Source organism: Ruegeria sp. HKCCSP346 (assembly GCF_017872595.1).
GTDB lineage: Bacteria > Pseudomonadota > Alphaproteobacteria > Rhodobacterales > Rhodobacteraceae > Ruegeria.
Map to the genome: position 1 here is coordinate 210,323 of NZ_JAEDOT010000005.1, position 12,733 is coordinate 223,055.

A 12,733-nucleotide genomic window follows, 5' to 3' on the forward strand; every position below is an offset into this window, starting at 1 on the left:
TTTCATATGAAGGCACTCACCCTCAAACATCTGCGCTATTTCGAGGCGCTCGCCACGCACGGCCACTTTGGCAAGGCCGCCGCGGCCAGTGCAATATCGCAGCCCGCGCTTTCCATACAAATCAAAGAGCTGGAGGCAATCATGGGTGGGCCGCTGGTCGAACGCGCGGCCCGGCAAACCCGCCTGACAGCACTTGGCGAAGACGTGCTGAAACATGGCCGCGAAATCCTGACCCGGGTCGAGGATCTGGGGAAATTGGTGCAATCTCCCTCGGGCGCCCTGTCCGGCCGCATCAGAATCGGGGTCATTCCCACGGTCGCGCCCTATCTGCTGCCCTCGATCATCAAAGCTCTGTCGCAGCGTTTCCCACAACTGACCATCGAACCCAAGGAAACGATAACCAAGACGTTGATCGGCGAAATTCTGGATTCGAAACTGGATTTCGGTGTCGTTGCCCTGCCCGTCTCGGAACCCAACCTCCGAGAGTTCTCGCTGTTCAACGAAGATTTTCTGCTGGTTCGCCCGGCGCAGGATGCCAACCTGCCGATGCCAAGTTCCTCGCAGCTCAGAACCATGCGCCTGCTGTTGCTGGAAGAGGGGCATTGCTTCAGGGATCAGGCCCTGTCCTTCTGTTCGATCCGCAACATCGAACCGCAGCACATCATGGAGGGCAGTTCGCTTTCCACACTGGTTCAGATGGTCGGCGCCGGCATCGGTGTGACCCTGATACCGGAAATGGCGGTCGGGCTGGAAACCCGATCCGCGGATGTGTCCATTGCCCGGTTTCAGGACACGCCGCCGACACGGACGATTGGTCTGATCTGGCGAAAGACCAACCCGCTCAGCGAAAACTTGTTGAAGATCGGTGCGATCATCCGCAAAACAGCGGAAGAAAACACGTGGGGCGTGAAACCGCCACAGCCTGAAATAACAGGCTGACCCGCCCGAAACGATGTTCCTCGGCACGAAGGCCAGACCCGGCGTAACCCGTCAGTCGTCACCTTTGTAATAGCCGATCACATCATTCTCGGTCGTTGCACCCAACCCGTTCAGCAACCGGTTTGAATAGTTGAAATAGGCGCAGACCTGATTGACCTCCAGGATCTCGCCATCCTCACAGCCTGCAATCTTGAGCGCTTCGAAGTCGGACTTGACCATTTTGCCAACATCCGTCGTCAGCTTGGCGGCATAGCGCATCAGCGCCAGTTCCTTGCCCTCGAATTCATCCTCGGGCCGATGCGCCTTGAGCGCGACGAAAATCCGGTCGCTGCGCGGCTGGTCCTTCAGCAGGTTGCGCACGTTCATGAAGTGATGGGTCAGTGAATAGGTGCAATCGTTCAGGATCGAGGTATAGCTGGCGACAACCTCGAGAAACCAGAATGGCAACCGGTTGTCATCGGAATGCAGGACCGAACGGTACAGCGTCACATGCCCGTTCATCGTTTCGGGCCGCAATGAATGCACACGCATAACCGTGTCCACGGTGCCATGAGGGGTGCGGGCCTTGTCCAGCAGCTCTTTCAGGCGGCCGTTGGCCTTGTCGTCCGAGATCATCTCGATCCAAGCGCTCATTGCTGTGTCTCCTGTCCTGTTCGGGCTCAGCTTATGTACAAAGCCCACAGGCATGTCAGTTAATTTTTTTCTTAAGGTGAAATTTTTCTGGATCACAGAAACGTGAAAGATGTAAAATATCAGCGCGAGGGATTTGTTGAGGATCGACGCGAATGCACAGTCCAGAGCTTATGGCGGGTGCCGAAAACCTGTTGTTCAGATGCGCTGGCCTGACGGCGGGCGACCAGTTGCTTGTGGTCTGCGAAGATGCGGCCAACGGGTATTACGATGCCGAGATCACCGAGGCTATCGTGGACTGCGCCCGGGAAAACCGGATCAAGACCGCAGTTCGAACCCTTGCATTTGATCCCATGGGTTCATCGCTGCCAGCGGATCTGAAAACGGCGATGGAAACGGCGGATCGCACCTTGTTTCTGTCCCGCACCGGCGATCAGATTCGTTTCGACGCGGGAATGAGGGACGTTCGACCCATCATGTCATATGCGCTGGACGCCGGAATGCTGGCCTCGGGTTTTGGGCGCGCCAACTACACCGGGTTCGTTGAACTGAAAAACGCGGTCAACCGGCTGCTGGCCAGTGCCGGGCACATCCACGTAACCTGCCCATTGGGCACCGACTTCGCTGGCCCCGGCGCCGCCTTCCCCCCAGCAGGTGCCGCGGATGTCAGCGTGGCGCGTTTTCCGATGTCGGTCTTTGCCCCGGTTCCCGTGCAGGGGTTTTCCGGAGTGCTGGTTCAGGACGGGTTTCTGGTCGGCACCGGTTCGAAATTCTACGAACCATACGGCTGTGATCTGCGCGAACCGCTGACCATACGGTTCGAAAACAACCGCCTGACCGGCTTTGAGGGCCATCCCATGGATGTGCATTGCGCGCAGATGCATTACGAAAAAGTCGGCAAGATGTTCGACCTTGACCCCCTGACCATGCATTCCTGGCACGCAGGCATCCACCCGGGCTGCGCCTACACGACCCCGGCCCGAAGCAATTTTGAACGTTGGAGCGGGTCGGCCTTTGGCAATCCGCGTCTGCTGCACTTTCACACATGCGGGCACTACGCGCCGGGTGAGATTTCGCTGAACGTTCTGGACCCGACGATCCGGGTGGATGGCGTTGCGATCTGGGATGCCGGTGTTCTCCGGGCCGATCTGTTGCCCGGTGGGGCTGAAATTCTCGACCGGTATCCCTGCATCAAAGCGGTGTTCGACGCCCCGGCCCGACACGTGGGCCAGGGCGCGAACGGGCGCTTGTCGGCCTGATGATCAGCCGGCCTGCTGCGCGATCAGCTTTGCAACCCGTGCGCGAAACCGCATCGCGCCTGCGTCCAGCCCGAGGTTGATATAGCCGGTCTTGCGCCGCGCCATGCCGGTTTGAACGTGTTCCAGAACCTCTTTGTCCTCGTTGAAAGCCATGACCGCGCCTTCGAACATGCGCTGCGACATGGCTGTGTCATCCGCGTGCATGTTGCGGTGCTGGAACCAGAAATACCGAGATGTTTCCGCATCTACCGGTGTGATGAAGTTGTACGAAATATTGACAAAGGCATTGGGCGACATCGGCCGATCCGCCCCTCCTTCTCCGGCCGGAGTGTAAATGGACATGTTGATCGCAGTGGACGGCAGACGGCATTCGTAATGCTGCTTGCGGTCGCAACTTGGCCCGAACGGCAGTATCGGCGCATAGTAGGGCGGCGCGGGTTCATCCGCGATCCAGCGCGAAACAATGACGCCGCTTTCGGTTTCTTCAAGATCCAGCGGGCGGTTGTCGGTTCCCGCCCCGGCAAACGAGGTCAGATGCACCCAGGCCACATGGCTTGGATCCAGCAGGTTATCGATAATGTAAAGGTAGTGGCACGCCATCTCCATCGCACCGGTCCGGGTCCTGCCCCAAGACGGGTTGTCGAAATTGGGGATGTCGATGATATCGTCTGTGCTGGCTTTGTCCGAATCCCCCATCCAGAGCCAAAGAAATCCCCAGCGGTCTTCGGCCGGGTATGCATGCACGGCGGCGCGGCGCGGAGGATTGTCCAGCTGTGTCGGGGCGCTGACACATTCACCGCCGCAGCCGAATGTCAGACCGTGATAGCCGCAAACCACATGATCCCCTTCGATGGTGCCCCGAGACAGCGGCAGCTTTCTATGCGGGCAAGCATCCTCCAACGCGATCGCTTTGCCCGCTGTGTCACGATAGATTACGATCTCATCGCCCAACATTCGCACGGCGCTCAGGCTGCGGCCAAAATCCTCGGACCGTCCGGCGACGTACCAGCTGTTGCGAATAAACCCCTCTGCTCCGGCCAGATCAGGACGCATGTTTCTTACTCCGAAAACTCATCAAAAGCCTTGAGCGCCTTGGCGCTGTAGGCATAGGACGGCCCCCCGCCCATATAGGTGGCCATGGCCAACGCCTCGCACATTTCTTCGCGGGTGGCGCCCAGCCGAACCAGCGAACGCACGTGGAATCCGATGCAGCTGTCGCAGCGGGTCGCGATAGCAATGCCGAGCGCCATGAACTCTTTGGTTTTCTCGCTCAGCGCCCCGTCAGTCTTGGCCGCCTTGCCCATGATGCCAAAGCCGCGCACGGTTTCCGGCACTTCTTTCGAGAAGGTTCCGATATTGGCCTCGGTCTCGGCCATGAAATCTTTCCAGTTCATTTCTTCACTCCTTATCCGCGCTCGTCCGCGCCCATGCGACGCTCCAGCCAGCGCACCCCGGCTGAGATGATCAAAACCAGGATCAGGTATTCAAAAATCAGCAGGGTATAGATTTCCAGCGGGCGGTATTCCGTCACCACCAGTTCATTCGCACGGCGGGTCAGTTCCTGCATCCCGATGACGCTGGCAAAGGCGCTCATCTTGACGATGTAGATGAACTGGTTTGCCAAAGGCGGCAGAATGCGCCGGATCGCCTGCGGCAGGATCACATAGCGCATGGTCTGCACATAGTTCAGCCCGATGGTCTGCGCCGCCTCGCGTTGTCCACGCGCAATGGATTGAATACCTGCGCGATAGATCTCGGCCGTAAAGGCGCTGTCTGAAATCGCCAGCGTTATGATTGCCCCCCAAAAGGGATCGATGGGGATGTTCAGACCCATCGACTGAAACACGATGGGCAAGCCGTAAAACACCCAGAACAGCATCGGCAACAGGGGAATGGCGCGGATGAACTCCACGTAAACCCGGTTCACAACCCGCCAGCCACGTTTTTCGGACAATCCCGGCAGGGCGACCAGCAATCCGATGACGATCGACAGAACGGCGGCGATCAGGGAAATCTGGATCGTCGCGCCCATCCCCGAGATCAGGAATTTCACATTGGTCCACCCCGAGGCCGTGGTCGGATCGATAACGTACCAGCCCCAGGTCTGTGACGACGAACAGCCTGCCAGCAGAAGCAGAGGCAATATGAGAAGAAGTTTTTTCATCGGCCGCTCTCAGTGTTGCAGGATCTGGGACAGGAATTTGCGACACCGATCGGACTGAGGATTGGTGAAGAAATGTTCGGGGTTGCCTTCTTCGACGATTTCACCGGCATCCATGAAGATCATCTTGTCGGCCACCTTTCGGGCAAACCCCATCTCATGCGTGACAACCACCATGGTCATCCCCTCATTGGCCAACTCGACCATCACGTCCAACACTTCCGAGATCATCTCGGGGTCCAGTGCCGAGGTCGGCTCGTCAAACAGCAGAACGCGCGGCTCCATGCACAGCGACCGGGCGATGGCGACGCGTTGCTGCTGACCACCCGACAACTGAATGGGTTTTTTGTCGGCCTGATCGGGAATGTGCACCCGGTCCAGATAGTGACGTGCTTTTTCCTCTGCCTCTTTGCGGCCGAGACCGCGCGCCTTGATCGGGCCCAAAGTCAGGTTTTCCAAAACGGTCAGATGCGGGAACAGGTTGAACTGCTGGAACACCATTCCAACCTCGGACCGGATCCTGGCCACGGATTTCTCGTCATCCGTCAACTCGATCCCGTCTACGCGGATGGTTCCTTTCTGATGTTTTTCCAACTGGTTGATACATCGCACAACGGTGGATTTTCCTGACCCGGAAGGCCCGCAAATCACCACCTTTTCGCCGCTGTTGACCGTCAGATTGATGTCCTTGAGAACGTGAAACGTGTCGAACCACTTGTTCACGCCCACAAGTTCGATTGCGGCGTCTGGCATAAGATGAACTGCCCCTGTTTTTAGTCCCAGTATAATATTTTCTTGAGGTTATCTTTCCCTTTGGGCTTAAATCAATGAAGAATACGGCCACAAGGTAGAAATGCCACCAACGGGAGAAACCGATGAACACATTTTGGAAAGCTGCGGCAGCCGCTGCGCTTGGACTTGTCTTGTCAGGCGCTGCGCAGGCGCAATCTGCACTGAACGAGGTGCTGGATTCCGGCGTGCTCAAGGTGGGCACCACGGGCGATTGGAATCCCATGTCGCTCCGCGACCCTGCAACCAACAGCTACAAAGGGTACGACATCGACATCATGAACGAGTTGGCCGCCGATCTGGGGGTCGAGGTCGAATATGTCCCCACCGACTGGAAAACACTGGTCAACGGTGTGGTGGCAGGCAAGTATCACCTGACCGGATCGGCATCGATTTCGCCACCGCGCATGAAGGTCGCGGGCTTTTCCGACAGCTATATTTCGGTGGAACTCTTCCCCTATACGACCAAGGACAAGGCCGACCAATTCGACGGTTATGACTCGATCAACCAGCCCGGAGTAAAAGTCGCGACCACCCTGGGCACAACGTTCGAAAAGCGCGTCAGCGAATGGTTCCCGAACGCAGAAATCAAGGTGGTCGAGGCCCCGGCCCGCGGTTTTCAGGAAGTAATCGCAGGACGCGCGGATGTCTTCATTACGTCGAACATCGAAGGTTCGACCCTCGAGGCGAAATTTCCGGTGGTACGCGTGAAGAACGCAGGCCCGCGTTCGCCGTCACCCATCGCGATGATCCTGCCACAGGCCGATCAGGTGTGGATCAACTATGTAAACAACTGGATCGAAGTCAAAAAGGCGCAAGGGTTCTTCGAGGAAAACCGCAAGAAATGGGGTCTCTGACTCTTCTCGGATCACCTTGATTCCCAAACGCCCGGCCCGGTCGCCGGGCGTTTTTCAGTTGTCGCCCGACACGGCCTTGGCAACCACGGTGACAAAGCTGACCGTGTCAGTTTTCAACTCCAACGGCCCATGAGTGGCGTTTGAATCAAAACTCAGACTGTCGCCCGGCCGCATGTGATAAGCGGCTTCACCGCAGCCATAGACCATCTCGCCGGCGGTGACGTGGATGAATTCTACACCCTGATGTTGGTAAAGCGGGCGTTCGTCCAACGGACCTTCCAATGTAACGCTGAAACTCTCGAAACTGACATGTTTCGCTTCCGCCCGACCGATCAGCTTATAACTGTGCCCGAAACCGGTGCCCAACCGTTGCACGGTTACACCTTCACCCGCAGCCACAAATGACACATCCGTGCGTTCAACCGTGCCGGCAAAGAAGTTGATCAACGGAACGCCGATTCCGCCGGCCAGGGCCTCAAGCGTCGCCAGTGAGGCTGACACCTGACCGCGCTCGATCTTGGAAATCATCGCCGTGGACACGCCGGACCGCTGAGACAGTTCGGCCAGAGTCAATCCGGCCAGCGCGCGATGCGTTTTCACTGCGGCCCCGACCAGGTGATCCAGCGGCGGTTTTTCGGCGGAAAGCACAGGTGAATCTTCCATTTGCGAAGCCTATCGACACGTATGAAAAAGGCAAAAGAAATGTCACCGAACCACTCGCACCAGTTCGGCGGCAAACTCTCAGCGTCCGTTCAGGATGTCTCCTGTAAGATCATTCAACTTTGCCAACCCGTTGCGCAGATGATCTTCGGGCAGGGCCGAGCTGAACCGAAAATGGTTCTCGACCCCGAACCGTGACCCCGGAATGACCAGCACATCTTTTTCGCGCAACAGGCGCATGCTGAACGCCTCGGATGCGATCGGTAGATTGAACCGCACGAACGACATGGCCGACGCCTGAGGTGGTACAACGGAAAACACCCCCTGATGCCGCGCCAGTTCTTCCGTCAGAACGTCGAACCCCGTGCGGATCAGACGGCGCGCGCGGGCCTTCAACTTGGACCGTGCCGGTTCGGCAAGCGCCTTGTCCGCCAGCTCCATCGACAACATGGATGCCGCGATCGAGGCATATTCGTGCCGCCGCCAACAGTGCTGAATGATGTCTTCGGGCCCAACCAGCCATCCCAGCCTCAGCCCCGGAAGCCCATAGGCCTTGGACATGGAATTCACCACAAGAACCCTGTCCGTACTTCCCCAGAACGAAGGGGTTTCTGTGTCACCTTCCCGCTCGGTTCCGGCATAAACCTCGTCTGAAACGATCCAGGCGCCAACGCGCTCGGCAGCCGATACGATACGGGCGCGATCCGCTTCGGTCAGAATACGGCCCGTTGGATTGTTCGGGTTCACCACATGGATGATGCGGGTCCTGTCATCGACCGCCCGCTCAAGCGCCTCTGCGTCTATGGCCCACTCTTCGGATTCGATCAGATCTACCCAACGCACTTCGTTGCCTAGATTGGCGGCGTTTCCTGAAATCTGTTCATAGGTCGGTCGGAAACACACAACATTGTCGCCGGGCTCCAACAAGGTGTTGGCCACCAGAGTGTTCGCTTCGGTTGCGCCGACCGTGACCAATACCCCATCTGCCGTGGCCCCCGGATACAAGCCTGCGACAGTGTCGCGCAGGGATTTCTTTCCATTGACTTGCGGATAGTCGATCATCGTCTTCAGCAGAGCGCCGAGATCAATCCCGGCCAGTTCTACCAATCCCTGCAACGACATGGGATGAACGCCGCTTTCCGAGAAATTGAAGACCACCCCGTGTTCCGTCTCGGACAGGAACTGTTCGACCCGAAATGGTTGAAAATTTCGGTTGATCATGATGCATCCTTTGCTGGGCCGTGCTGCGCACCTGACAGCCTCAATCGGCTGCGTTTACATGAACCGTTCTGATACTGGGATCGACGCGGCTATAGGCGGCCAGCAAACGTGCCGTCCACTTCTGTGCAATGTAATCAGCCATGAACCGCGAGGGGGCAACCAAAATGACGCGCCCCCCTGCCCTTTCCGACTCGGACAGATGCTGGAACCAACTTGTCCACAACTCGGGATCGCGCCCGTGAAGGATTGACTGCACCTGCGACCAGACATCCTCGGGCTTGGCTTCGGGGGTGTCGATTTCTGGCCCCTGGGGTTTTGCCGCGAAAGGCACGACATTTGTAACGGGCTCAGAATCCTCGGTCATCCGGGCCTGGAAATCGGAACCTATGATCGACCAGACCTCCTGTGTATCGATCATGATCTGTTTGAGGTCGATTTCATAGACCGCGACCCGACCCCGTGCAGCAGGCCGTTTGACCGTTACCCAACCTAATGCGCGAAATCTGGCCATTTCGCGCTTTACAGTCCTTTCATTCACTGACCAAAGGCGCGAAATTTCTTCGCGCCCAATCGATACTTCGTTGTTTCGCCAGTTATATCGTGTCGTGATCAATGCGATGATACGAAGTACGCTGCGTTGCCGATGCTTGTCGCCTGACAACGCATATATGGTGAGCGCAGAAAGTATATCGTATTTTAAGGCCGCCGCATTTCGCCCGACCGGTCTAGCCAGCTGCATACCCGTTCTCACCGCTCTGTCTGCCTCAGACGGGTGTGTCCCGCCGTTCTTGCGCTGTTTGCCAACGCTTTTCGTCATCTTGGCCTAATTAGCGTCCAAAGCTTCGATTCTGTCAAGAAGAGTCTGAAACAGGTCAGAAAATTGCGCCAATCCAGATCAAAAAATAAAAGAAATCTGGTGAAGTATTGGTGATGGGGGACATTCTGTATGACCCCTTATTTGCCTGTTATGTCCCCCTATATGTCGCCGGTCCTGGAAGAATGCCCCCCTAAATACGGTTGAGGACGTGTTGCGAATCGCCACCCTTCTTCTTCAGCACTGCCGAATCGGCGATGGCCTTGCAGGGCCTTATTTTCTTACCCGTGGGTAAGATTTGAGTTTCATCATATTTTCTTTTGCGTAAAGCGCAAATCGGGCGTAAAAAAGAAACGAACATAAATTTACGTTCCAAACAAAGAGACATGAGGCATGTACACGCACGAAGACCTGAATGCATTGCGCAATCAATCTCTCAAACTCCAGGGGTGGATTCGTCAGCAGACCTTTAGCCCGGAGATGGAGAAGACACTCCGCCGGTTTTCGAGCTGGGAAGTGTCCGAGCTGATATTCCGGGTCAACCAGTCAACCTTTCGCGGAAAGCTGGCCGCTGATCCGTCTCTGCCCGGAGGCGAGGTCGAGCCCGAGGGGCGGCAGCGCTGGTTCAGCCTGGAAGAGGTGAATGAATTGCGGCGACGGCTCAAGGTGAACCGCAAGTCCCTCATGCCGCCGCGTCCCGAGGGCAAGCGGGCTATTCGTGCAGCCGTGGCGAACTTCAAGGGCGGGGCGGGCAAGTCAACGGTGGCATTGCATCTTGCGCATGCCGCCGCGCTTGATGGGTACCGTGTTCTTGTCGTTGACTTCGACCCGCAGGCCACGCTGAGCCATTCAATGGGACTGACCGATGTCGCCGAGGATTACACTGTCTGGGGGATCATGGCGCGTGACCTGATCCGCGAGACCGAGCGCATGAACAACCGGCCTGCCGCGGCCGAGTCCGGCACCGCCCTGCCCCGCCGGGAATTGCCCCCGGCGATCACCGATATGGGGCTTGGAGATCTGCGGATCAGCGATTTCATCAGACGGACGTCTTGGTCCACCATCGATGCGATCCCTTCCTGCGCGAACGCAGCCTTCGTCGAATTTGCCTCGGCACAGTATCGCCACTTGAACCCTGAATGGTCTTTCTTTGCCGCAGTGTCCCGGTATCTGGATCAAATTCCCGACGACGCCTATGACCTGATTCTGTTCGATTGCCCGCCGGCCATTGGGTATCAGTCCATGAACGCGGTGTTCGCGGCAGACATGTTGTACATCCCGTCCGGACCGGGATACTGGGAATACGACTCGACCACGTCCTTTATAGGTCAGCTGGCAGAAGCTTTGGAGGACCTGGCCTACGGGTTCGACAAAACCTTACCCACGGGTAAGATTGGTCTTCCCAAAACCTTCTGCGAGCTGCGGTTCCTGCTTACACGGTACGAGCCCGGAAACGCGTTGCATCTGGCGATGTTCGACGCGTTTCAGAAGGTTTTCGGAGACCACGTCGCCCAGCACCCTGTTGAAATGACCCGCGCGGTCGAACAATCCGGCCGTTTTTTGAGCTCGGTTTACGAGATGGATTACCGAGAGATGACCCGTGAAACCTGGCGTCGGGCCCGCTCGACATTCGACAATGTTTACGAAGAATTCCGGGGAGTGATGCTGTCTGCCTGGGACAAGCTGGAGGATGACGCATGAGCCGCAAGCGCAGAATGTTTGATATCGACCTGCCTGCAATGGATGACATTCCTGTCGGCAAGGTTCCGGACAAGGTTCTTGAAAAGCGGCGGGGCCCGATGGCTGCGGCCATTTCGGAAAATGCCGATGCGCTGCGCGACCAGCAATCGACGGAAGAAACCATTCGAGCAGAAAACGATCGTCTTGCGCATGAACTTGTGCGCCTGCGTTCCGAAGGTCTTGTGACCGAACGCGTAGCACTGGATGACATTCTGTTTGAAAAGCTGACGCGGGATCGCAAACCAGGGCCGGATCCGGAACTGGACGAGCTAAAAGCGTCAATTCAGGAAATTGGATTGTCCAACCCCATCCGACTTGAGCGACGCTCAGATGGACGATTTGAACTGATCCAGGGGATGCGGCGCCTGTCTGCCTATCGGGCGTTATATGAAGAAACGGGCGATGAGTCCTATGCCGGAATTCCAGCCGGAATTTCAGAGGCGGGCGATCTCGACAGCAGCTACCGGCGCATGGTGGATGAGAACCTGATCCGCAAGGATATCTCGTTTGCGGAAATGGGTGCTTTGGCACGCGCGTATGCCGAGGACCCGGCAAATGATTGCCCGGATGTAGACAAGGCGGTGTCCACGCTGTTCAAATCCGCCAGTTACACAAAGCGGAGTTACATTAGGTCATTTGCCAGTTTGCTGATGATGTTGGACAAGGTTCTGAAACATCCGAACGACATTCCGCGCAACGTAGGCGTAGAGCTGAAGCGCAAACTGGATGCAACGCCCGGTTTGGTGCGCCAGGTGAGTGCCGCGGTCATGAGCGAGCCGGACCGTGACGGAGCGCGTGAGGTTGCTATCCTCAGGTCATTTCTGGGCGCGCCGGAAACAAGCGTGGCGAAGAAGGCTCCGGTTGAAAGCGCCGATAAACCACGACGTGCAAAGACCACGTTTCAGGTATCAGGGCGGGCAGGGATCGCCAAGTGCTCGGCATCCAGTGGTCGAATTGAGTTGAGATATGATTTGGACTTTACGCGTGTTGATCGCAGCAAACTTGAGGCGGCAATAGCTGCTTTCATCGATGCTCTTCCCGAGGAAGACGATCTTACCCACGGGTAAGGTTTGGTTTGAAGGTCTGAGAAAAGGCGCCGGTCGAATCCGGCGCCGTTGTCTTGTCGCAAATGCCAGGGCGTTCTCAGCAGTGGATTCCTGCCATATGTCTTCTTGCCTTGAAGCTGTGACCTGAAACCGGTGGGGCAGGGGCTTGAGGTCGAGGCATGTGGAGTCAGCCATTAACGTTGGTTCTGGAACAGTCGGTTTCGCGGAGTGCTGTCGGGGCCTAACATCACGGCGTCTTGTCCGGGTTCGTACGTTCAGGTCACGGTAGGAGTCTCGATTCTGGCTCGAGATTGCAATTTGCAATATGTGACGCGAGAACACGGGTGACATTGCGGCCACTCTGCGCGCAAATCGGCGGGAAATCAATCACATCTGATAAGCGGTACTTATCAGGTTTAATTGAAATTTGATGGAATGACGAAAGTAACGATCAAAATAGTCTGTTTTTGCGCGTAAAGCAGGTATGGGGATTGCGACACGATAATTTTTGGGAAACGGTTTCTTGGGTATTGCCAAGTTGTTGACCCGAGCATGGGTTCTGTCGCAAACTTTGTTCCCACCTGTCAGGTCAAGCTTAGTTTTGGTAGCGCATGCTC

General features: G+C 56.9%; 14 protein-coding genes. 5 read left to right on the forward strand and 9 right to left on the reverse strand.

Translation table 11 applies throughout. The features are described 5' to 3' along the window. Positions 1 to 6 precede the first annotated feature (6 nt). The gene (locus I9185_RS15355) at positions 7 to 939 is read left to right on the forward strand and encodes a hydrogen peroxide-inducible genes activator (protein ID WP_210093486.1); all 933 of its coding nucleotides are present in this window, start codon (positions 7 to 9) and stop codon (positions 937 to 939) included. 51 nt (positions 940 to 990) lie between these two features. Here I9185_RS15355 and I9185_RS15360 read toward each other — a convergent pair whose 3' ends face one another. Beyond that, positions 991 to 1,572, reverse strand: a complete 582-nt coding sequence (locus tag I9185_RS15360) for a peroxidase-related enzyme (protein WP_210093487.1) — start codon at positions 1,570 to 1,572, stop codon at positions 991 to 993. 152 nt (positions 1,573 to 1,724) lie between these two features. Here I9185_RS15360 and I9185_RS15365 point away from each other — a divergent pair, with 152 nt between their 5' ends. Continuing rightward, complete coding sequence (locus I9185_RS15365; RefSeq protein ID WP_210093488.1) at positions 1,725 to 2,828, forward strand: hypothetical protein; 1,104 nt, start codon at positions 1,725 to 1,727, stop codon at positions 2,826 to 2,828. A gap of 3 nt (positions 2,829 to 2,831) precedes the next feature. Here the strand turns inward: I9185_RS15365 and I9185_RS15370 are convergent, their stop codons facing one another. The 4 genes from I9185_RS15370 to I9185_RS15385 are packed head-to-tail and all read right to left on the reverse strand — an operon-like array spanning position 2,832 to position 5,742. Further along, positions 2,832 to 3,881 (reverse strand): aromatic ring-hydroxylating dioxygenase subunit alpha, encoded by a 1,050-nt coding sequence (locus I9185_RS15370; RefSeq protein ID WP_210093489.1) that lies wholly within the window; start codon positions 3,879 to 3,881, stop codon positions 2,832 to 2,834. A 5-nt stretch (positions 3,882 to 3,886) separates the two neighbouring features. Then, positions 3,887 to 4,222 carry a carboxymuconolactone decarboxylase family protein gene (locus I9185_RS15375; RefSeq protein WP_171636580.1) on the reverse strand — a complete coding sequence of 112 codons (336 nt, stop codon included), beginning with the start codon at positions 4,220 to 4,222 and terminating at the stop codon, positions 3,887 to 3,889. Between the two features lie 11 nt (positions 4,223 to 4,233). Beyond that, positions 4,234 to 4,992, reverse strand: coding sequence for an amino acid ABC transporter permease (locus I9185_RS15380; protein WP_171118222.1), 759 nt, complete (start codon positions 4,990 to 4,992; stop codon positions 4,234 to 4,236). 9 nt (positions 4,993 to 5,001) lie between these two features. Next, entirely contained in the window at positions 5,002 to 5,742 is a 741-nt protein-coding gene (locus I9185_RS15385; protein WP_171614720.1) for an amino acid ABC transporter ATP-binding protein, read from the reverse strand. Between the two features lie 122 nt (positions 5,743 to 5,864). Between I9185_RS15385 and I9185_RS15390 the strand changes: the two genes are divergently transcribed. After that, complete coding sequence (locus tag I9185_RS15390) at positions 5,865 to 6,635, forward strand: transporter substrate-binding domain-containing protein (RefSeq protein ID WP_210093490.1); 771 nt, start codon at positions 5,865 to 5,867, stop codon at positions 6,633 to 6,635. Positions 6,636 to 6,689: 54 nt separating this feature from the next. Here I9185_RS15390 and I9185_RS15395 read toward each other — a convergent pair whose 3' ends face one another. From I9185_RS15395 to I9185_RS15405, 3 genes are all read right to left on the reverse strand, one after another. Continuing rightward, a complete protein-coding gene (locus tag I9185_RS15395) occupies positions 6,690 to 7,298 on the reverse strand; it encodes an XRE family transcriptional regulator (protein ID WP_171636584.1) in 609 nt (202 codons plus the stop codon). A gap of 78 nt (positions 7,299 to 7,376) precedes the next feature. Then, entirely contained in the window at positions 7,377 to 8,516 is a 1,140-nt protein-coding gene (locus I9185_RS15400; RefSeq protein ID WP_210093491.1) for an aminotransferase class I/II-fold pyridoxal phosphate-dependent enzyme, read from the reverse strand. Positions 8,517 to 8,556: 40 nt separating this feature from the next. Then, positions 8,557 to 9,027 (reverse strand): DnaA N-terminal domain-containing protein, encoded by a 471-nt coding sequence (locus tag I9185_RS15405; protein WP_245223588.1) that lies wholly within the window; start codon positions 9,025 to 9,027, stop codon positions 8,557 to 8,559. 696 nt (positions 9,028 to 9,723) lie between these two features. On the opposite strand from I9185_RS15405, the gene I9185_RS15410 reads away from it, so the two are divergent. Together I9185_RS15410 and I9185_RS15415 are read left to right on the forward strand one after the other, a co-directional pair. Beyond that, a complete protein-coding gene (locus tag I9185_RS15410) occupies positions 9,724 to 11,031 on the forward strand; it encodes an AAA family ATPase (RefSeq protein WP_171118234.1) in 1,308 nt (435 codons plus the stop codon). Next, positions 11,028 to 12,137, forward strand: coding sequence for a ParB N-terminal domain-containing protein (locus I9185_RS15415; protein ID WP_171636590.1), 1,110 nt, complete (start codon positions 11,028 to 11,030; stop codon positions 12,135 to 12,137). The genes I9185_RS15410 and I9185_RS15415 overlap by 4 nt, the downstream gene beginning before the upstream one ends. Before the next feature lie 366 nt (positions 12,138 to 12,503). On the opposite strand, the gene I9185_RS15420 is transcribed toward I9185_RS15415, so the two are convergent. Then, on the reverse strand, positions 12,504 to 12,733 hold a 230-nt coding region (locus I9185_RS15420; protein ID WP_210093493.1), incomplete at its 5' end, for a hypothetical protein.

Bases quoted from the DNA above. Each gene is read 5' to 3' on its own strand.
- I9185_RS15355 (WP_210093486.1), top strand. From the start codon at position 7: ATGAAGGCACTCACCCTCAAACATCTGCGCTATTTCGAGGCGCTCGCC.
- I9185_RS15385 (WP_171614720.1), bottom strand. From the start codon at position 5,742: ATGCCAGACGCCGCAATCGAACTTGTGGGCGTGAACAAGTGGTTCGAC.
- I9185_RS15370 (WP_210093489.1), bottom strand. From the start codon at position 3,881: ATGCGTCCTGATCTGGCCGGAGCAGAGGGGTTTATTCGCAACAGCTGG.
- I9185_RS15405 (WP_245223588.1), bottom strand. From the start codon at position 9,027: ATGGCCAGATTTCGCGCATTAGGTTGGGTAACGGTCAAACGGCCTGCT.
- I9185_RS15375 (WP_171636580.1), bottom strand. From the start codon at position 4,222: ATGAACTGGAAAGATTTCATGGCCGAGACCGAGGCCAATATCGGAACC.
- I9185_RS15415 (WP_171636590.1), top strand. From the start codon at position 11,028: ATGAGCCGCAAGCGCAGAATGTTTGATATCGACCTGCCTGCAATGGAT.
- I9185_RS15365 (WP_210093488.1), top strand. From the start codon at position 1,725: ATGCACAGTCCAGAGCTTATGGCGGGTGCCGAAAACCTGTTGTTCAGA.
- I9185_RS15360 (WP_210093487.1), bottom strand. From the start codon at position 1,572: ATGAGCGCTTGGATCGAGATGATCTCGGACGACAAGGCCAACGGCCGC.
- I9185_RS15410 (WP_171118234.1), top strand. From the start codon at position 9,724: ATGTACACGCACGAAGACCTGAATGCATTGCGCAATCAATCTCTCAAA.
- I9185_RS15400 (WP_210093491.1), bottom strand. From the start codon at position 8,516: ATGATCAACCGAAATTTTCAACCATTTCGGGTCGAACAGTTCCTGTCC.
- I9185_RS15390 (WP_210093490.1), top strand. From the start codon at position 5,865: ATGAACACATTTTGGAAAGCTGCGGCAGCCGCTGCGCTTGGACTTGTC.
- I9185_RS15380 (WP_171118222.1), bottom strand. From the start codon at position 4,992: ATGAAAAAACTTCTTCTCATATTGCCTCTGCTTCTGCTGGCAGGCTGT.
- I9185_RS15395 (WP_171636584.1), bottom strand. From the start codon at position 7,298: ATGGAAGATTCACCTGTGCTTTCCGCCGAAAAACCGCCGCTGGATCAC.